Annotated in this window: 20 protein-coding genes; 9 read left to right on the forward strand and 11 right to left on the reverse strand. The window is 57.8% G+C overall.

The window, feature by feature from the left end; all coding sequences use genetic code 11:
* Window positions 1–12: 12 nt before the first annotated feature.
* Window positions 13–582 (reverse strand): hypothetical protein, encoded by a 570-nt coding sequence (locus tag EDF70_RS25715; RefSeq protein ID WP_132279691.1) that lies wholly within the window; start codon window positions 580–582, stop codon window positions 13–15.
* Window positions 583–762: 180 nt separating this feature from the next.
* Between EDF70_RS25715 and EDF70_RS25720 the strand changes: the two genes are divergently transcribed.
* The 3 genes from EDF70_RS25720 to EDF70_RS30450 are packed head-to-tail and all read left to right on the forward strand — an operon-like array spanning window position 763 to window position 3,662.
* Complete coding sequence (locus EDF70_RS25720) at window positions 763–2,379, forward strand: Mu transposase C-terminal domain-containing protein (RefSeq protein ID WP_132279694.1); 1,617 nt, start codon at window positions 763–765, stop codon at window positions 2,377–2,379.
* Between the two features lie 6 nt (window positions 2,380–2,385).
* On the forward strand, window positions 2,386–3,267 hold the full coding sequence (locus EDF70_RS25725; RefSeq protein ID WP_132279697.1) for a TniB family NTP-binding protein: 882 nt from the start codon (window positions 2,386–2,388) through the stop codon (window positions 3,265–3,267).
* Entirely contained in the window at window positions 3,228–3,662 is a 435-nt protein-coding gene (locus EDF70_RS30450; protein WP_245519356.1) for a TniQ family protein, read from the forward strand. The genes EDF70_RS25725 and EDF70_RS30450 overlap by 40 nt, the downstream gene beginning before the upstream one ends.
* Here the strand turns inward: EDF70_RS30450 and EDF70_RS25735 are convergent.
* On the reverse strand, window positions 3,614–4,081 hold the full coding sequence (locus EDF70_RS25735) for a GNAT family N-acetyltransferase (protein ID WP_132279700.1): 468 nt from the start codon (window positions 4,079–4,081) through the stop codon (window positions 3,614–3,616). The genes EDF70_RS30450 and EDF70_RS25735 overlap by 49 nt on opposite strands.
* Entirely contained in the window at window positions 4,074–4,637 is a 564-nt protein-coding gene (locus tag EDF70_RS25740; protein WP_132279800.1) for a recombinase family protein, read from the reverse strand. The genes EDF70_RS25735 and EDF70_RS25740 overlap by 8 nt, the downstream gene beginning before the upstream one ends.
* Before the next feature lie 165 nt (window positions 4,638–4,802).
* Here EDF70_RS25740 and EDF70_RS25745 point away from each other — a divergent pair, with 165 nt between their 5' ends.
* From EDF70_RS25745 to EDF70_RS25765, 5 genes are all read left to right on the forward strand, one after another.
* Window positions 4,803–7,769, forward strand: a complete 2,967-nt coding sequence (locus tag EDF70_RS25745) for a Tn3 family transposase (RefSeq protein ID WP_132279703.1) — start codon at window positions 4,803–4,805, stop codon at window positions 7,767–7,769.
* A gap of 203 nt (window positions 7,770–7,972) precedes the next feature.
* Complete coding sequence (locus EDF70_RS25750; RefSeq protein WP_132279706.1) at window positions 7,973–8,629, forward strand: GntR family transcriptional regulator; 657 nt, start codon at window positions 7,973–7,975, stop codon at window positions 8,627–8,629.
* Between the two features lie 103 nt (window positions 8,630–8,732).
* Window positions 8,733–9,305, forward strand: coding sequence for a biotin transporter BioY (locus EDF70_RS25755; protein WP_132279709.1), 573 nt, complete (start codon window positions 8,733–8,735; stop codon window positions 9,303–9,305).
* Window positions 9,305–10,291 carry a biotin synthase BioB gene (gene bioB, locus EDF70_RS25760; RefSeq protein WP_132279712.1) on the forward strand — a complete coding sequence of 329 codons (987 nt, stop codon included), beginning with the start codon at window positions 9,305–9,307 and terminating at the stop codon, window positions 10,289–10,291. The genes EDF70_RS25755 and bioB overlap by 1 nt, the downstream gene beginning before the upstream one ends.
* A complete protein-coding gene (locus tag EDF70_RS25765) occupies window positions 10,288–11,205 on the forward strand; it encodes a DMT family transporter (RefSeq protein ID WP_207908329.1) in 918 nt (305 codons plus the stop codon). Before bioB ends, EDF70_RS25765 begins: the two co-directional genes overlap by 4 nt.
* Window positions 11,206–11,434: 229 nt before the next feature.
* On the opposite strand, the gene EDF70_RS25770 is transcribed toward EDF70_RS25765, so the two are convergent.
* The 8 genes from EDF70_RS25770 to EDF70_RS25805 form a co-directional block, all read right to left on the reverse strand.
* Entirely contained in the window at window positions 11,435–11,995 is a 561-nt protein-coding gene (locus tag EDF70_RS25770) for an AAA family ATPase (protein ID WP_245519357.1), read from the reverse strand.
* 58 nt (window positions 11,996–12,053) lie between these two features.
* The gene (locus EDF70_RS25775) at window positions 12,054–12,614 is read right to left on the reverse strand and encodes a GNAT family N-acetyltransferase (protein WP_132279715.1); all 561 of its coding nucleotides are present in this window, start codon (window positions 12,612–12,614) and stop codon (window positions 12,054–12,056) included.
* Complete coding sequence (locus tag EDF70_RS25780; RefSeq protein WP_132279718.1) at window positions 12,611–13,204, reverse strand: recombinase family protein; 594 nt, start codon at window positions 13,202–13,204, stop codon at window positions 12,611–12,613. Before EDF70_RS25780 ends, EDF70_RS25775 begins: the two co-directional genes overlap by 4 nt.
* A 117-nt stretch (window positions 13,205–13,321) precedes the next feature.
* The gene (locus EDF70_RS25785) at window positions 13,322–13,669 is read right to left on the reverse strand and encodes a TniQ family protein (protein ID WP_132279721.1); all 348 of its coding nucleotides are present in this window, start codon (window positions 13,667–13,669) and stop codon (window positions 13,322–13,324) included.
* The gene (locus tag EDF70_RS25790; RefSeq protein ID WP_132279724.1) at window positions 13,659–14,576 is read right to left on the reverse strand and encodes a TniB family NTP-binding protein; all 918 of its coding nucleotides are present in this window, start codon (window positions 14,574–14,576) and stop codon (window positions 13,659–13,661) included. Before EDF70_RS25790 ends, EDF70_RS25785 begins: the two co-directional genes overlap by 11 nt.
* A complete protein-coding gene (locus EDF70_RS30455; protein WP_245519358.1) occupies window positions 14,577–16,124 on the reverse strand; it encodes a Mu transposase C-terminal domain-containing protein in 1,548 nt (515 codons plus the stop codon).
* A 76-nt stretch (window positions 16,125–16,200) separates the two neighbouring features.
* Complete coding sequence (locus EDF70_RS25800) at window positions 16,201–16,857, reverse strand: DUF2867 domain-containing protein (RefSeq protein ID WP_132279730.1); 657 nt, start codon at window positions 16,855–16,857, stop codon at window positions 16,201–16,203.
* 164 nt (window positions 16,858–17,021) lie between these two features.
* Window positions 17,022–17,561, reverse strand: coding sequence for a GNAT family N-acetyltransferase (locus EDF70_RS25805; RefSeq protein ID WP_245519359.1), 540 nt, complete (start codon window positions 17,559–17,561; stop codon window positions 17,022–17,024).
* 44 nt (window positions 17,562–17,605) lie between these two features.
* Here EDF70_RS25805 and EDF70_RS25810 point away from each other — a divergent pair, with 44 nt between their 5' ends.
* On the forward strand, window positions 17,606–19,039 hold the full coding sequence (locus EDF70_RS25810; protein ID WP_132279733.1) for an IS1182 family transposase: 1,434 nt from the start codon (window positions 17,606–17,608) through the stop codon (window positions 19,037–19,039).

Here is a 19,039-nt window from a genome sequence, read left to right on the forward strand (position 1 = left end):
AGTTAACAGGTTTTAGGTTGGCTTGGTGCCCAGTTCAAGTGACGGTGTTATCGATGCAAGGAGGTTCTCTCGAACATCGGCCTTAAACCGTCCGTCGACCCTAATCGAAACAGTCGGGTGCGGCGACTGTTCAACGCCATGGCGCTGACGGCTGTCGAACCACGCAGCAAATCCGAGTGTATCTGCCCTAACATCAGCGTCGTCGATGACATAGAGCTGTTTTTCGGGTGACGTGCGGAACCAGACGAATTCCTGTTTTACATCGGGCAACTGATGATCCCGATGAAGCGGCGTCCCCCACCCGGCGGGATCAACCAGAACGAGGATCCGCGCCACGTCCTCTAAGGGGAAGCTTTCGATAAGTTCTCGCGTCGCCGGAAGAGTTTCGTAAAGCGGGGACCGATCCCTAAGGTCAGGGTTTCCATAGTCGGCAGGCGCGCGGCCGGAGCCTTCCTCCCCGTTTCGGATGCTTAAACGGATTTTCTTTGGGCCGCACGGCTGTCTACGCAATTCGAACTGTTCGAGAAAGGGCGATTGCGAGGCCGCCAGGATTTCAACCAATTCCAGTGTTTCAGCTTCCACTGTCTGTCGTAGATCGGCGTTAACTGTGGGTTTGCATTTAATCGTGAGATTCCGTCCCAACACTTTCAACACGTTAGCTCGGCACGTAGTTTGAGACTTAGCACTTAATTTGAGACCGCCTCTTGGATTTTAGCACTTAATGTGAGATTCATTCATTGATGAAATCCGCGGTAGTTTATTATGGATGATCAGTTTCCAGATGAGATTGACGAAAAGCTTTGGGAAGAGGCTTGTCGACGCGCCGGCGCAATCCGAGAGTTTCTGAAGCGTCGGTCTGGCGATGCAACCTCCGGGGATATGGCGCTCCTTGCTGTCGAACTCGGCGTCAGCCGAGCAACTGCCTTCCGTCTTATCAAGCTATTTCGGGGTGGGGGAACGGTGATGTCGCTGGTGGAGCGAAAACCTGGCCGTCCTGACGGCCGACGCGTGCTCGACAAAGGCCGAGAAGAAATCATCCTCACCACGATAAATCGGTATTACCTGACAAAGAACCGCCCAGGCATCTCCCAATTGGTTCGGGATATCCGAACGAGTTGCCTCTCGGCGGGGCTGAAGCCGCCACATCGCCGGACGATCGAAACTCGTCTCAAGGACATCAACCTTCACAAACGCGCCAAACAACGGGGCGAATCCGAAATCGTGAAGCGGACAACCGCCGTGCCGGGAGGGCTCACCGCCTCGCGTCCACTCCAGATCGTCCAAGTCGACCATACGAAAGCAGATATCTTTGTCGTCGACGAGGAGACGCGTCTTCCCATCGGGAGGCCCTGGCTAACTCTGGCAATGGATGTCTGCAGTCGGATGGTGACAGGGTTCTACCTCGCGATGGACGCTCCCTCCCGACTTTCGACAAGTTTGTGTTTGCTACACTCCGTCTTTGACAAATCACCTTGGTTACGAGAGCGCGAGCTCATTGAGCCGTGGCCGGTGGCCGGCCTCCCTGAGACACTACATGTCGACAACGGCAGCGACTTCAGAAGCCGAGCTTTTAAAAGGGGCTGCGACGATGCTGGCGTAGCGATCGACTGGCGACCACCGGGCGAACCGCGCTTCGGCGGGCATATCGAGCGGCTGATCGGCACCCAAATGGGAAGACTCCACTTGTTACCCGGAACTACTTTCAGCAATGCACGGGAGCTTGGCGAATACGATTCGAAGCGGCATTCGGCGCTGACTCTGCGCGAACTCGAGCGATACATCGCCCTCGACATTGTCGGTAACTACCATCAGTCAATCCACCGCACTCTGGGCCGTCCGCCCATCGCGGTATGGCGCGAGCACGAGGGTGATATTCCGCTCCGCTTGCCGCAGGACCGGATGCGATTTTGGCTGACATTCCTCCCCGAGCAGGAGCGTACATTGCAGCCTACCGGGATCCATCTCTTTGGAATGCGCTATTGGTCGGCAGCCCTGAGTGCCGACGTCGGGACTGCAGATCGCCGGCTGCTCGTCAAATACGACCCAAGGGATATGTCTCGTGTCTTCGTGCGACGACCATCAAGCAGCTTTGTGGAAGCTCGTTACGCCGATCTCACCTTGGCTTCGGTAACGCTACACGAAGCCTTGGCTGCGAGGCGCACTCTGCTGGCGAAAGGGCGACGAGAGGTCAACACCCGCGCGATCGTCGGTACGGCAATTGAGCAACGCAAATTGGTGAATGCCGCTATGAAGGCGACAGCCACAGTACGACGAGGCAGCACTTCCAGCTTAAAAACGAAAGTGGATGACAGCGGTTGGGGCTCGCTTCGGGGAATCGACTCCAGCAAACCTGTGGCTTTCGACGAGGACATGGAGTGAGCTGGCATGACCACAGAAATCTCCCACCTGACCGTGACCGCAGCCGAACTGCTCAGTGAAGCTGACAACCAGCGTATCCGCGCCATAAGATCACGTCGCTGGCTCATTTACCCGCGTGCAAAGCAGGTACTCGATCGGCTGAACCTCTTGGTCGATCATCCACGTGGGACGCGAATGCCGTCGCTCGCCATTTATGGTGACAGCGGCATGGGCAAGACGATGATCATGAAGCGCTTCCGTGACCAGCACCCACCAAGCTTCAACTCGCTTACCGGCAGGCTAAAAACACCGGTTCTGGCAATGGAGATGACCAGCCGGCCTGGCGAACGGCGGTTCTACGCCGAACTTTTGACCCTGCTTGGCGCACCACAGCGACCACGTGCCGATATTGCCCAGATGGAGCAAGCGGCACTGCGGATCATGGAAGCGATTGGCGTGCAGGTTTTGGTGATCGACGAGGTGCACAACATTCTAGCTGGGACCTATCGTGAGCAACGCATCGTATTAAATACCTTACGTTTTCTCAGCAACCGCCTCCAGATCTCACTCGTCTGCTTCGGCGTCAACGACGCCCGCGAGGCCATTGGTGGCGATGTTCAATTGGCGCGTCGCTTCGACCAGTTCACACTGAGCCGATGGGCTGCAAATGAGCAATTCGAAATGTTGGTCGCCTTGATACTGCGTAATACTCCATTGCGGCACCCATCGGTGCTAACCGCGAAATCATTGCGCCGAATACTACAAGTCACTGAGGGCATCACAGCCAACATCTTCCACATCGTCAACTCACTGGCCATCGAGGCAATCGAAAGCGGAAGAGAGAGAATTACCGACGAAGCCATTGAGAAATGGGAGCCCGAATTCGACTCCGACGCAGCATTCGCGTGAAGGCAAGCCTATGCGAACGGCGACTGCCGGTAAGGCTGGCTCCATGCGCCGACGAGCTTTTGTCGTCGTGGATTGCCCGACATGCCGCATTCTATGCGATCTCTCCCTTAGCCATGCTTCAGCATTGCCTTCCCGAATTGCTATCATTGCGCGCCGCCGATTTGAATCTTATCGACGATCAAGTCGCTCGCATTGCCCATATGTTCTCGATCGAGCCCATTACGGCGTCACGACACGAAAGTGCTGGATTTGTCCGGCATTTGAGAACGCATCAAGAACTCTGTGATTTGTCGAGTACATGCGAGTTGGAGCCCCGCTGGGTCGCTTACGCCATATTTGGCTCTGATCAACAAAGGCTCTTTTGCATGAACACACTTAGTGGGTCAGGGAGATAGTTGGCGAAAGGACCACACAACGAGAAGCCGGCCTTATTATAGAGACCGATTGCCTCAATGTTCGCGACACCTGTTTCGAGCCGAATGCAGGTCGCCCCCGCAGTTCGTGCTCTATTTTCAAGATCGTTAAGCAGCAACCTGGAAATACCTTTTCCGCGCGCTTCAGGAATCACCCACATTCGCTTGAGCTCCGCCCAGCCGTCGAAGAGCGCGAGCGCGGCAGTTCCAATCGCCTTTTGATCCGGATCTCGAGCGGAAACGAAGATAACGTTATCTGCCTTAAGAGCGTCGATTGACAAGAAATGGTTGCTCTCGGAGGGGTAAAGGGAAGCACCGTACTCCTCGCCCGCTTGCAGGAGTGCGGCGATTTCTGGCCGTGTCGGGTCATCCAGATCGATAATGCAATGCTGACTATTCATTTTTTCCTACTTGTTTGAGAGCTTCGTAAAGTGCGGTCTTGCCGATTTTGACACGCGCGGCAGCCTCCCGCACGTTGAGGCCTGCCGCCAGATGCTGGCGTGCCTTTGCGAGCTTGTCGGGTGTCACAACCGACTGACGGCCGCCGCGCCGGCCACGCTCTTCAGCGGCTTGCAGTCCGGCTCGTGTCCTCTCCCGGATCAAGTCGCGCTCGAACTGCGCCAGTGCCCCGAACAAGTGGAACACAAGGCGACCGCCGGATGTCGTGGTGTCGATATTCTCGGTGAGGGAGCGGAAGCCGACGCCCTTGGCTTCCAACTCGGTGACGATCTCGATCAAGTGTTTCATCGATCTGCCGAGACGGTCGAGCTTCCAGACCGTCAGCGTATCGCCGTCACGGGCGTAGCGGATCGCCTCGGTCAGGCCGGGCCGATCGGTCTTCACACCCGACGCCTTGTCCTCGAACAGCTTCTCGCAGCCCGCCTTCTTCAAGACATCGAGCTGCAACGCTGTATCCTGATCTCCGGTCGAGACCCTTGCATAGCCGATCGCGGTCATAAGGAGCGTCTTGTCCGTTTTCTTGTTCAATACGGACAATGTCCGATTTGCCGTTAAATAGCAATGTGCGCGGACAAAACCTGTGGATGCCGCCAAACCTCCGTTTCTCGGACAGGCATTTTCCAGTTCGCTGATCCTTCAGCAACGAAATGGGAAGATCCGAGAATGGCACGAAGAGCATTATTGAGCGAGGCATGGTGGCAACAAGCAACAACCATCCCGGATGACGACAGGGAAATCGCCAAGTACTACACGCTGGATCGATCCGACCTCGACCTCATTATGCGACAAAACAAGGCCTCGAACCGGTTGGGTCTTGCCTGTGTTCTGGCCACACTGCGTTATCCGGGTCGGCCGCTTGTGGACGGCGAGCTCCTGCCACTGGGCGTCCTCCGGTTTCTGGCACAGCAGATCGGTGTCGATCATCGCGAGATCAATCGTTACTTTGAGCGGCCGCAGACGCGGCGCGAACATCTCGTCCTGCTTTTTGACCGAATGCGGATTCGGCCATTTGCTCCCTCGGATGTGCGGGCGCTGACCGGCTGGCTGACGCCGGCTGCCCAAACACTGCGCCAGGCCGACAAACTGGCGGACATGGTGGTGGAGGAATTGCGGCGTCGAAGAATTCTCCTGCCGACGCGACCGGCGCTTGAAGCCATCATTCATGTCGCGATTCGGCGTGGTGTTCGCATTGCTCACCGGGCTTTGGCTGGCGGGCTGTCAGACGATCAGAAGCTCAATCTCGACAAACTTCTCGATCCACTTGAGGGTACGAACCTGACCGTCCTAGCGTGGGCGAGAACACCGGCATTGTCGCCAGCGGCCGTCAACCTCGACCGGCTCGCCGAGCGCATTCGCTTTCTGCGTTCGCTGAACCTGTCAGCAACTTTAATGGAGCGCATTCCGATCAATGTCTTTGACGAATTCGCGGCCGAGGGCATGCGGATGAGCGCGCAGCATTTGTGCGACCTTAATTCGGAGCGCCGGCGCGCCGTTCTGACCGCGACGGCGTTGCACCTTTCTCGCCATCTCACCGATTGCGCCATCGATATGTTCAAGAAAATCATGGGCGTACTGACCCGGCGCGCCGACAATCGGGCGGCCGCTCGCGTGACACGGTCGGTCCGGGAGGTGCAGAAACCGCTGAAGGATGTTTCAAAAGTCTGCCACGCAATCATCGAGGCAAGAGAGAAAGGCGAGGACATCGCCAAAGCAATCGAGAGCGCCATTCATTGGCCGGCCTTCACGACCAGTGTCGAGGCGGTCGATACGCTGATCGCCCCGGATGTCATCGACGGCAAAATCGACATGCTCCAGCGCTATCCAACGATCCGGAAACTTGCGCCGCAGTTTCTTTCCACCCTCGTCTTCCGCGGTCATGCCGTGGCAGCGAATCTTTTGCGGGCACTATCCCTGGTCGCCGATCTCTATCGTACGGGCAAAAGGGCGATACCGGACAGAGCTCCGATCTCGTTCACCCCAAAAGGTTGGATGCCGCTCATCCTGCAGGACGGGAAGATCGATCGTAAGGCCTATGAACTTTGCCTGTTCGGCGAATTAAAGCGCAGACTTGACGCAGGCGATGTCTGGGTAGAGGGCGCCAAGCGTTTCCAGTCTTTCGAAAGCTTCCTCATTCCCACACCGACATTCGAGTTGATGCGTGAGGAAGGGCCGCTTCCGATCGCCGTCAGTACCGATGTTGAGACATATCTCCGCCAGCAGCGCCAAATCCTGAATGGCGGACTGGCTGATCTCTCCCGTTTGGCTGCTGCCGGTGAACTCGGCGAGGTCGAATTGACAGGAGCGGGTTTCAGCGTCACGCCGCACAAAGCCTTGTTTCCGGACGTCGCCAAATCGCTAAAAGCCAAGGTGGAAAGCCGCCTGCCTGCGATCCGCATCACCGATCTGTTGCTGGAGGTGGACGTCCGCACGGGATTTTCCAACGCCTTCACCCACCTGCGCAGCGGCCGGGCGGCCGACAACAAGCTTACGCTTCTCACCGCGATCCTGGCCGACGGCATCAATCTTGGCCTCACCAGAATGGCGGACGTTTCGCCCGGAATCACGATGCGTCAGCTTTCCTGGGCGCATGACTGGCACATTCGGGAGGAAGGTTACACCGCCGCGCACGCCATTCTCGTCAACGCCCAAAGGCAATTGCCCCTCGCGAGCCTATGGGGAGACGGAACCACCTCATCCTCGGACGGCCAATTTTTTCCGGCTGGCGGTCATGCCGAGGCGATCGGCGATCTCAACGCACGCTACGGCCCCAATCCCGGCGCCAAATTCTACCGGTTCACGTCCGACCAATATGGCGCTTTCTATATCGTTGCCATGAACGCCAATGCGAGCGAGGCCATTTATGTCCTCGACGGACTGCTCTATCATGGCAGCGACCTCGCCATTGAAACCCACTATGTTGATACCGGCGGCGTTAGCGATATTAGCTTCGCCCTTTGCCATCTCGTTGGTTTCCAGCTCGTGCCCCGGCTGCGAGGTCTCAAGGATCGCAAGCTTTATCTATTCCCTGGCGACACGCCTCCCGAGAACCTGGCGTCACTCGTTGGCGAACCCGTCAACATCGAACGGATCAAGGCGAACTGGAATGACATCCTTCGACTGGTCACCACGATCCGCTCCGGCCAGGTCCGACCTTCGACCCTGCTCGCCAAGTTATCGGCATTCCCGCGTCAGAACGGATTGGCGCTGGCGCTCCGCGATCTCGGTCGCATCAATCGGTCCATATTCCTGCCGCAGTGGTGGCAAAACCCGGAAATGCGCAGAAACGCGACCGCCGGCCTCAACAAGAGCGAGGCCCAGAACACTCTTGCCCGCGCGCTGTTCTTCAACCGTCTCGGAGAATTGCGCGACAGGACCTTCGAGAGCCAGTTCTTTAGAGCATCCGGATTGAACCTGTTGATCAACGCCATCGTCTACTGGAACACGCTCTATCTCCAACCTGCCTTCGCCGAACTCAACCGGGAGGGCATCCCCACGCCGCCCGACATTATCAAGCACATTACCCCGCTCGGTTGGCAGCATATCAGCCTCACCGGCGATTATATCTGGACTCCGACAGACGGCGTTGATCTCAGGCCATTGCGGCAGGAAACTTCCATCCTCGCAGCGTGATCACCCAATGTTCTCAAAAGCCGGACAGATTCACCACTTTCGTGTCGTGACGCCAGGTGGTCCGGCCAAGAAAGCCGAAGACGGAGCATTTCGTGAAATGGCTCAAAGAGGCGGCCAATCAGGATAGTCGCATATTGTAACTTCCGCGGCCGGAGAAATTTTAGCAACTCGACGGCGCCCAGCTTTGGAATTATCTATAAAACATGACGACAGCCAAAGATGACACGATCGCGGTGCGGATCAGCAAAGTGCTGGCCGAGCGCATTATCGCCGGTGCGCTCGAGCCAGGGTCCCGGCTGGGCCAGGATCACATTGCCGAGGAATTCGGCACGAGCCATGTACCCGTCCGCGAGGCGTTCCGGCGCCTGGAAGCGCAAGGCCTCGTGGTCAGTGAGCCGCGCCGGGGGGTGCGGGTCGCCAGCTTCAGCCTTGATGAGGTCAGGGAAGTTGCTGAAATGCGCGCTGCATTGGAGGTCCTCGCCTTGCGTCATGCCGCGCCGCATCTGACCAAAGCCATTCTGGACCAGGCCGAGGCTGTCAACAGGGCCGGCGACAAGGCCGGTGATGTGCAAGCATGGGAAGAGGCTAACCTTTTGTTTCATCGTCTCATTTTGAAACCTTGCGCCATGCCCCGGCTCCTCAAAGCGATCGACGACCTGCACACCGCCAGCGCCCGTTTCCTGCTGGCGGGCTGGCGGTCGGAATGGGAAGCGCCAACCGATCGGGATCACCGCGCCATTCTGGACGCCCTGCGGGCGGGACAGGTGGATGCAGCGGCGACCGTGCTGGCCCGTCATGTTCAGTGGGTTGGGAAAAAGCCCGGAAAACCATCCGTGCCGGTGCTGGCGAAGCGCGCTTGATTTCAGCTTTTTCGTCTCGGCTATTGCCACGTCGGAAGTTTTGTGGATTCCTTTAGCGATAGAATCTTTAAATTATAGATAATTCTGCGCTGAAGGAGAAGACATGACCGATACTGCTGCAAGACCAATCGAAGCCCGCTCGGGGATTTCCGCGCGAATGGTTGTGACCGTCATTACCGGCGCGGCGCTGATGACACTTGCTGCCAAGGTGCAGATTCCGTTCTGGCCCGTGCCGATGACGCTGCATACCATGGCCGTGATGGCATTCGCCGTCGTCTTTGGACCGCGCATTGCCATCTCGATCTTCCTGACCTATCTCGCCGCCGGCGCGGCAGGCCTGCCTGTGTTCTCCGGCTCGCCGGAACGCGGCATTGGTCTTGCCTATATGGTCGGCCCGACCGGCGGCTATCTGCTTGGCTATCTTGTCGCCTCCTGGCTCGTGGGAAAGTTCGCTTCAGGCAAGGGCAGTTTGGGCCGCCTCGGGGCTATGCTGGCCGGCATGCTGCCGATCTATGGGTTCGGCGCTGCATGGCTCGCGGTCTATGTTCCGCTCGATCGGGTTTTCGCTGCAGGCGTTATGCCCTTCCTCCTCGGTGATCTGGTCAAGATTGTCGCGATCGCAGCTATCGGCATGGTGCTGCCTACAACGATCGCCCGCTTCAAAGGCAAGGCATGATGACGGTCGCGGATGGAACAATCCGGCACGACTGGTCGGTTCAGGACATCGTCAGCCTGCATGAACTGCCGCTGCTCGAACTGGTCGGTCGCGCGAATGAAGTGCATCGCCGGCACCACGATCCCAACAAGGTCCAGAAAGCGAGCCTGCTTTCGATCAAGACGGGTGGATGCCCGGAGAACTGCGCCTATTGCCCGCAATCCGCGCATCACAGCGAAGTCGATCTGACCCGCGACAAGCTGATGGACCCGGCGAAGGTTATCGCCATGGCGGCGACCGCCAAGACAGCGGGGGCCGAACGTTTCTGCATGGGTGCAGCCTGGCGGCAGGTTCGCGATGGCAAGGAGTTCGATGCCGTCATCGAAATGGTCGAAGGCGTACGCGCTCTCGGCATGGAAGCTTGCGTCACGCTCGGCATGTTGAAGCCGCATCAGGCCGAGCGGCTCGCAGTCGCCGGTCTCACTGCCTACAACCACAATCTTGATACCAGTCCCGAGTTCTATGGCCGGATCATCACCACCCGCACCTATGCCGACAGGCTGGACACCCTGGCGACGGTGCGGTCCTTCGGGATCGACCTGTGCTGTGGTGGCATTATCGGCATGGGCGAGACGGTTCGTGATCGTGCCTCTATGCTGCATGTTCTTGCGGGAATGGACCCGCATCCTGAAAGCGTGCCAATCAACGCGCTCGTTCCGGTCGAAGGCACGCCGCTGGCAAACCGTCCGCGCATCGACCCGCTGGAACTGGTGCGGATGGTGGCGACGACCCGCCTCGTCATGCCGGGCTCGACCGTTCGGCTCTCGGCCGGGCGATCCAGCCTCAATCGTGAAGCGCAAATCCTGTGTCTCGTGGCCGGAGCGAATTCGGTCTTCTACGGCGATACGTTGCTCACCACGCCCAATGCCGGCATTGGAGAAGACGCTGAATTGTTCTCCGCCATCGGTGTGCCGGAACGCGCCTGCGTCTCCGCATCGGTCGCGTGAACGCCAGAGGAGCGGCAATCGCCGCCATTGGCGCTCCCGCTCTGTTTGTCTTCCTGTCATCCACCAGCTTCATCGCGGCGCGGGCAATTGCGCCGCATGCCGATCCTATTCTCTTTCTGTTCATCCGCTTCCTGATCGTCGTCGTGGCCTTCGCGGTTTTGGCGCGCAAGGTGGAATGGCCGAAGGGCTGGCAGTTCGTTGGCCACCTTCTGGCAGGCATGGTGATCAATGGCGTCTATCTTGTCGCGAGCTTCTGGGCGGTAGCAAATGGCCTCGCTGCCGGCGTCATGACGCTCTTGGGAGCGCTACAGCCGCTGTTCCTGGCCCTCGTGACCGTCACCGTTCTGCGCACTCCGATCAGTCCTCGCGCCTGGATGGGCCTGGTGCTCGGATTTACCGGCGTGACCCTGGTCCTGTCGCCGCGATTGACGAGTGTCGATGTGGCGGGATTGCCGGCGCTGTCCGTTGTCCTTGGCCTGTTGAGCATCGTCGCCCTGGCGCTTGGAACCATGGTCCAGAAATCATCCCTGGCGGCGGCCGATCTTAGAGCCATGGGAGCCGTTCAGCATCTCGGCGCGGCGGTTGTCGCCGGCGTGGCTTCGATCACGGTTGGAACGGGGCGGTGGGATGGCGACCCGTCTTTGTGGCTCGCTTTGGCCTGGTCTGTCGTCGCGCTCTCGCTTGCCGGGACGTCCCTCTACATTTGGATGGTGAGGCGCGGCGAAGTCACCCGTGTGACCGCATTGGCTCTTCTGGTTCCCCCAGCAACGGCCTTGCAAGCGTGGCTCCTGTTCGGGGAACAGCTTTTGCCCATTCAACTCGCAGGCTTCGCGATCACGCTGGTAGGTGTCGCGATCGTGCAGGGGTTGAGATTGTCGCGAAAATCCCAAGTTTTGTTTCGGTTTCGCGCCTGATATTTGTGCCGTCGCAGAATAGGGATTTCCGCGACGGATTGCACGCGGTAAGATTCCTGTCAGTTTTCAAAGTCGGCGTCACCGATCTTTCAAAGCCGCGTCATTCCCTGGCTTGCTTGCGAACCACGATCGCTTTCGGAGCGATGCTGATGAGGGCCTTCAGCGCAGACCCGTCATCAGGACATCGGAGGAGCCTTAGACTTGCAGCCTTCGAAACCGCTTGCTGGCGCTAAGCCGCTGCGGCTCGGACAGCCTCGACATAGGAAATCACCTCAGAACGGCTTTTCAACAAGACCTTCGTTCCGGCATGCGCATCAAATAGCTTATAATGGCTTTCGTAACTCGTGGACGAGTTCTCACGTCCGCGATATTCCCGTATCCAGTTGATCAACTCTTGGAAACTTGCCTCACTACCTCCTCCTTGGATGCCCCTAGCTCTGACGTTTGCAATGCACTCATCCACAGGCAAATCGATCCATATCAGGCTCGTGATTCGAGGAAGGACGGCTTTGGCAAGCCACCCATACACGCCTTCCATAACCCATGTGTCAGCCTGTCCAGCTTCAGCGACTTCATTGAAAACAAGCTGATTATCCCGGGCGACACCATAATGACCGGGCATCCAACGAACGTCATCAAGGTGGATTACTTGGCGGTTTAGGATAGCACCTAGCTCGCGGGCCATCCAAGTCGTGCCGGTCCCACCGTTGCCAAAGATGAGTGTCCGACGAAAATTTTCCATCCGCGCTCGCCCCACCATTTGAATTTCTTGTTTTTGTGAAAAGAACATATGCGCCAATGGCCGTAAATGGCGCTTTCGCGGACTAGTCGGCTCAGACCTTTGCCGATCATGAGTGTGCCCACTCCGATTTCAGCATCGCATAGATATATTCGCTGCCCCATCTGCCATCGAAGCAGTCGTTCTCAACGAGGTGAGCTTCACGCCGAAAGCCTATGCGCTCAACAATGCGGACAGACCTCAAATTCTCCGAGTCGAGGCGAGCGAATATCCGATGAAAACCAATGTCATTGAAGCCGACACCAATAATGGCTTTCACAGCTTCGGTCGCATAGCCGTTGCCACCAAAATCCGGGTTGAAAATGTATCCAACTTCGCCTTGGCGAGCCTGCTTGCTCTCCAGCTTGAGAAGAACCTCGCCGATGAGCGCTGCGTCAGTTTTTCGGACAACAGCCAGTCGATAGACATCACCATCATTCTGGAACGTGGTCGCCAGAGCTCTCGCAAACTTCTGCTTTAACGCAGAGCCATCGGAGGGAGCGGCGTATAAATACCGATAGACCTCCGGCCGAGAATGATATGCTCCGAACGGCATCTCATCGTCGGCAATGAATGGCCGTAGCGTGAGACGTTCCGTCTCGTAAAGGTGTTTGAGGCTGTCGAAGTTCATTCGAATTCCAGGGCTGGCGTATTCTGTGCTGCAATTCGAAGCAACGCGAGCTCACGGTACATGGTGGACCGGCCGAGCCCGAGCTGCTCGGCGGCCTGGGCGGGGCGAACGCCAGCGTCAATCAGCTTCAGGGCAGAGGCCAGTTTGTCCTCATCAAGCGTTGGCCGACCGAGTTTCTTGCCGCGTGCTCTAGCCGCCGCAATGCCGTCGCGGGTTCGCTCGACGATCAGCCGGCGCTCGAAATGGGCGATGGCGCCGAAGACATGGAACACCAGCTCGCCGGCGGCCGACGACGTATCGAGCCGCTCTTCCAGAGAGCGGAACGCCAGCCCACGTGCCTTGAGATCGTCGACCGTTTCAAGCAGTTCCTTCAGCGACCGCCCAAGGCGATCGAGACGGACGACACAGATGATGTCGCCCTTGCGGGAAAACTTGAGAAGCTCCGACAATCCTGGTCGCTCGAAGGTTTTGCCAGAGATCACGTCTTCAAACACCTGGATCGCGCCGGCCTCTTCTCTCAGACGGCGTCGCTGCACTTCGAGATCCTGATCCTTGGTAGAGACACGGGCATAGCCGAGAACGTCAGGCATGGTCGTTGATTCTTTCGTCTCTAAAACGCTCGGTTTATGGACTGATCAGAAGACGGCATCAACTGCTGTACCCATCCGTCTCTAAAATATGTCCATAAATAGCATGCGTCCCGAAACTCAGGAAGACCATTTCTGGACTGTTTCTGGGTAGTCGTGGCAAAAATTACGCAGTGCGATTGCGAAGCGGCGCTCGGACCGGGATCGGCTCATGTTTCTAAGTTGAAAGAGAGGTACCCCGGTTCCCGCCGACAACCGCTTGAGCACGGCTCGATCCGGATTGATAACAAAGGCGTCGAGATCGATGTCGCCGCCAAGCGCGCTCCGGCAAAAGGTCTGAACCGAAGTTTGATAACATTCCGCCAACCGGCGAATGTAGCTATCGACCCGTTCAAACGGATAGGGCGTTGGGTGGAGCGGCCATCGCCGAGGTGAAAGCGGGGCCATAACCTCGATCTCAGCGAACATGGGGAAACGACGCCTCAAAGATGGCTCGACGTTCCTCGGGACCGCGATAGTCACAACGATCAAGGATCATCCTATCGATATGTTCATGGCCTTGCATGAGCGCCAGGGCTGCTGCCGATGTCAGCATGGCGCAAACTTCCCCGATCAGTCCGCCGGAACGCCGCAAGATCAGACTGCGCAGCTCGCCAGAGGCGGCAAGGGCCGATTGCTCCCTGAGCGGCAGAGCTCGTTCGAAGCTCGACAGGAGCCGGGCGAATTCGAGATTGTCCTCCCACATCGGCAAAGGTACTGGCTCGAAGCGGTTCTCAAGCTGATCGTCGCTTCGGACGGCAATCTGGGCATGCTTGGTCCCGAGACCGACAATCGGAATGCGCAGTTCGTTTCCGAGAAACCGAAGCATGTTGAGAAATTCGGCACGGCGACTATGAGGTCCGGACAGCAAATTGTGCAGCTCGTCGATGATCACCATCCGCGTCTCAACGATGCGCAACAATTCCAATGTCTGCCGTTCGAGACGGTCCGTGGAATTGTTGCGGGAAATCGGTGCGTTCAGGGCATCGAGAGCCGAAGCATAGAAGCGCCGCACACTTGGCTCGGTAGGCATCTGCATGACGAGGACTGGAATAATCTCGTGATCGCCGAGGTGGCTTGCTTCAGGCGGATGCAGCCGCCGAAATTTCTCCGCCACCATCGTCTTTCCATTGTTCGTGGGACCGACGATCAGGAGATTGGGCGGTCGAATACGGCCGGGTCCAAAAGTCAGGGCTGCTTCCAGCTTATCGAGAGCGGCTTGGGCTCGTGGGTGGTTGATCCACCATTGCTCGCGCAGATGAGGTAGTCTTTCCAAGGGCGGCAATTCGGCGATTGCGCGGGCCGCAGGAGACAGGTGAGCTGCATCCCCGCTCATCTACCATTCCTCGATATCGAAAGGTTCGAGCGGATCGCCATCCTCAACTATCTTAGCTTGCCATGGTGGCGATGCGGACTGGGATGGCCTTCCCGTTCCTTCGACGACACGCAACGATAACCGCCTCGCCTGGTTTCTCCGCATGCTGCGGGTGGTCCGGGCAGCCTGACTTTCGATTTCCCGCATCTCCTCGATGGCGGCAAACAAAACGCGTTCGTCCCATTCGGTCTGCCGGCGCTGGCGCAATCGGGCGCGGGCGAGGCGGTGTTCCCACAACGAGACCGGTGGGCGCGACAGCTCGCGGTAAGGCACTTCGAGATAACCGCCATCCCGATCGTCGAGGATGTAAATGCGGCTGAGGTCGCGAGGATCGCGGCGGATCAGCAAGCGCTCAGGCATCGCGCTGCGTTCGATCCACGGCTTCAACGCGTCGCAGAAATAATGGATGTGGTCGATGACGACGCCTTCGCGCCTCAGGGTCCGCCAGACCACCGGCAGGAAGTCAATCAGATAGGTACGGGGGTTGCGTGGCGTCGGGATCGTCTTTCCTGATGTGGCCAATGCCGTGACACCGGCGCTATAGCGGCGCAGTGGAATATCGTCATCGAGGCCGCCATGCGGCCGGACATGGTAGAATTTGGCGATCGCGACCGTCAGCCACCGTTCCAGTTCGCCAAGTGTCAGACAGGCGGCCTTATCGCTATCGTACTTACCGCGCTGCATGACATTGGAAAACGTCGTGCCTGGAAGGCTGTGGACCAGTTCCATCAGCGTGCCGATCAATCGTTCCACGACACCGCCGAACTTCGGCTGCCCTACCGGACGCCAGTCGATGGCGATATCATGCTGGGCGCAACCGCGCTCGAAAGCATCGGAATGGAACTCCTTTGCGTTGTCGACACTGATCAACAGCGGTTTGCCGGCGATCGGCCAGTCCGCCTCAACGCCAATCCCCTGTAGCCAGGCATGTTTGTCGGCAGCCATATGGGTCAGGCAAAGCCCGACGCTCGTCGAGGACGGAGCCTCCAGGCTCACATGAAACCCAGCGATGCAGCGACTATAGATATCCACGGCGACTGTGATCCATGGCCGACCGATCGGCCGGCGCTCGAATGGGTCCACCAGAATGACATCGACGGGCGTGTGATCCATCTGGACTCGATCGAGCGGAAATCGCGCCGGTGGCGTCGATCCCCCAACCGCATCAGGAACGACGACATCGCCCCGCCGGCTGCGCTCGGCAAGCGGCAAGGCCGCGAGGCGCCTGCGTATCGTGCTGGCAGAAGGTGGCGGCAGCCCGAGTTTGTAAGCGCGCCGGCGTACCTCCTGAACGATCCATTCAGCCGACAGGCGTTGCGGCGTTAGATACAGTTCTTCGACCACGCTTTGGACCACCTCATCCTGCCGATGCGGCAGCCGCGACTGGCCACGCCCACCGCTTGAAACAGCGACAATCAACGAGGTCAGATCGCCGCCGCCTTCACGGCATTGCCGGATCAGCCGGTAGACATGACGCGCTGAAATTCCCAGTTCCAATGCAGCGGCCATCGCATCCTCCTTTGAACAGAAGGTGCGGGCAGCCAAGGGTCGAATCACAGCAGCGCGCCGTTCGGCGACCTGCCAATCAGGTTCCGGGATAAGACTGAGGTCGGACGTGCTCGTCTTGCGTACTGCCATCTGCTGACCTGCTCTTCGAGAGGTTTGCGAGAAAATGACATTCACTTTGATCGTCAGCGACATTCACTCTGACAAATTCGGGGCAGTCAGACAAGCCGTTGCCAGAGTATCGGTGACAGCAACTTTGAAAAGTGACATTTTGTTTCAGGCGCTTGAGATCACGGCCGACAATCAGCTTATGAACAGGTCCGACCGGCAACATGTAAATGCGGCCAAAGGTATTGTGCGTGACGACAGATGATGTGATCGTGAGCACCCGATCTACGATCGAAAGGCAGAGCATCACGTCTAGGTGCCGGTCCCGTTCCGTTAACACCAGCGCGTCAGGGGCGCTATGTTCCACTAGAAAAAAATCTAGCCGCTCGCCCGGCCTTACTGTCTCCCGTTTTTCGCCGGAGAACCCTCCGATCCGCTTGACGCCAAATAACGAGGAAATCGCGTCCCTCGTTCGGAAAGCCAGCCGCATGGGCAATCCCGGCTCCCCCGTCATAAGGCTCCACGCTTCCAACGGGGTGATAGCAGCGGGGAGCAGGATCGATCGAGTATCATAGTAATCGAGATCGGGCAGTGGGCGCAGAGTGCGAACAGGTGAAGCGATATTCAAAACATTGTCCCTTGGACTTGGCTTTCCGCCGTCCCTTTCGCGAAAATCCCGAGTTTTTCCGCGATTTTGCGCCTGATATCTGTGCCGTCGCAGAATAGGGCAGACCGTGTCAAAAGCTCCGACCCAACAATTCGATCTTCGGCATGGGGACAGTTTTCTATTTGCTAAGAGATGGAGATCGAACGCTCAAAGAAGAAGCGCTCCATCTCGGGCACGAATCGAGTAACTTTAAATCCCGCCTTCTCTAAAACACGCCGTGATGCCTTATTTTCAGGGCGTGCAAAAGCACCGACTTTAGGAAGCTTCAGTTTTTGATCAGCTTCCTCCAGTACAGCGGATGCCAGCTCGCTTCCATATCCCTGGCCCCAGGCATCGGGATGGAAATAGTAACCCAGTTCCACGCCCCAGCCAGGGTCGAAAGGGTCGTCGTACAAACCACCCCAGCCGATTATCTGATTGTTGTCTTTTGAAATAATTGTCCACGGAGCATATCCGTCTATCCTGCGTTGCCACTCGTGCATTGCGATTCTTTGGCGGCACTCCTTTAACGACGCATCAACATGCGTAAATTGCATTGCCACTGGGTCGCCCAAAAATTCAAACAGACGGGGCACATCTGATAGCTTCGGTTTCCTTAGAATAAGTCGTGCTGTCTCGATCAACGCGAGGCCCTTTAATTGCTTGCCGAATGTTGTTTCTTCCATCAGGCACTGATTCACGATTGTAAAATGCGATGATATGATTTGCCATGGCACATTTATCAGGAACCGACCGCTCTCAAATGCTGCTTCTGCCTGAAGTGGTGGACGATTATGTTGGCCCGGACAACCCGGCTCGGTTCATCGAGGCCTTCATCGATGGGCTGGATTTGCAGGCGTCTGGATTTATTCGCGTGGAGCCAAAAGGAACGGGTCGTCCGGGTTATAATCCGGCCGATCTGCTGAAGCTCTACCTGTATGGGTATTTGAACCGTGTGAGATCGAGCCGTCGGCTTGAAGTCGAGACTCATCGCAACATCGAAGTGATCTGGCTGCTGCGGCACCTGAAGCCGGACCACAAAACCATCGCCAACTTCCGCCGGATCAACCATGCCTCTTTCCGGCAAGTGTTCCGGGAGTTTGTCGTCCTGTGCCGACAACTCGATCTGTTCGGCCGGGAGCTGCTGGCGGTGGACGGCACGCGCATCAAGGCCTTCAACAACAAGGATCGTAACTTCACGCGGCCGGCGCTGACAAAGTTCATCCGCGAAGCTGACGATAGGCTGACCGAATATATGAAGCGGCTCGACCACGGTGATAAACAGGAAGAGAATACCGGCGGCGGCGGACCGCGAGCCAAAAATCTTGCCGAGAAGATCGCCGCGATCAAGGGAAAGCGTGACCGGCACAAGGCGCTGCTCGATGAACTGGATCGCACAGGTGAAGACCAGATATCGCTGACCGATCCCGACAGCCGCGCAATGGCGCGCATGACCAAAGTCGGCGTCGGCTACAACATCCAGCTTGCCGTCGACGTGAAGCACAAGCTGATCGCCGAACAGGAGGTCAGCAGCCAGGTCGTCGACATGGGACTGCTGACACAGACGACGCAGGCGGCGATGGATAATCTCGGCATCGAGCAGATCGAGGTGGTCGCCGATCGCGGCTACTTCAAGGTCGAGGACATCGAGGCGTGCGAGAAGGCAGGCATCACCGCCTATGTCCCCAAGCCGTTACGAGGAGCCACCGTCCGCGAGGGCTTCTTTTCCAAGGACGAGTTCCGCTATGACGCCGAGAAGGATGTCTACATCTGCCCGGCCGGAAAGCATCTCTCGCCGCGGTATGAGAAGAAGACGCGAGACCTGAAGCTTGTCGAATACTGCAACCGGGATGCTTGCCGGTCGTGCGATCTGAAGGCGCATTGCACCCATGGGTATCGACGGGTCGGCCGTGTCGAGAACGAGGCGGTTCTTGATCGGATGGCCGCGCGCCTTGCAGCCAGGCCTGAAGTGCTCGACCAGCGCCGCGAAAGCGTTGAGCATCCGTTCGGCACGATCAAACAATGGATGTACCAGGGCGCTTTCCTGATGCGCAGGTTGGAAAATGTCCGTGGCGAGTTCAGTCTGACGGCGCTCGCCTACAACATTCGAAGAGCCATCACCCTCGTGGGCGTTCCGGGCCTGATCGCAGCCGTCAGGCTGTGA

Origin of the sequence: Neorhizobium sp. JUb45 (assembly GCF_004343585.1) — a bacterium.
Lineage (GTDB): Bacteria > Pseudomonadota > Alphaproteobacteria > Rhizobiales > Rhizobiaceae > Neorhizobium.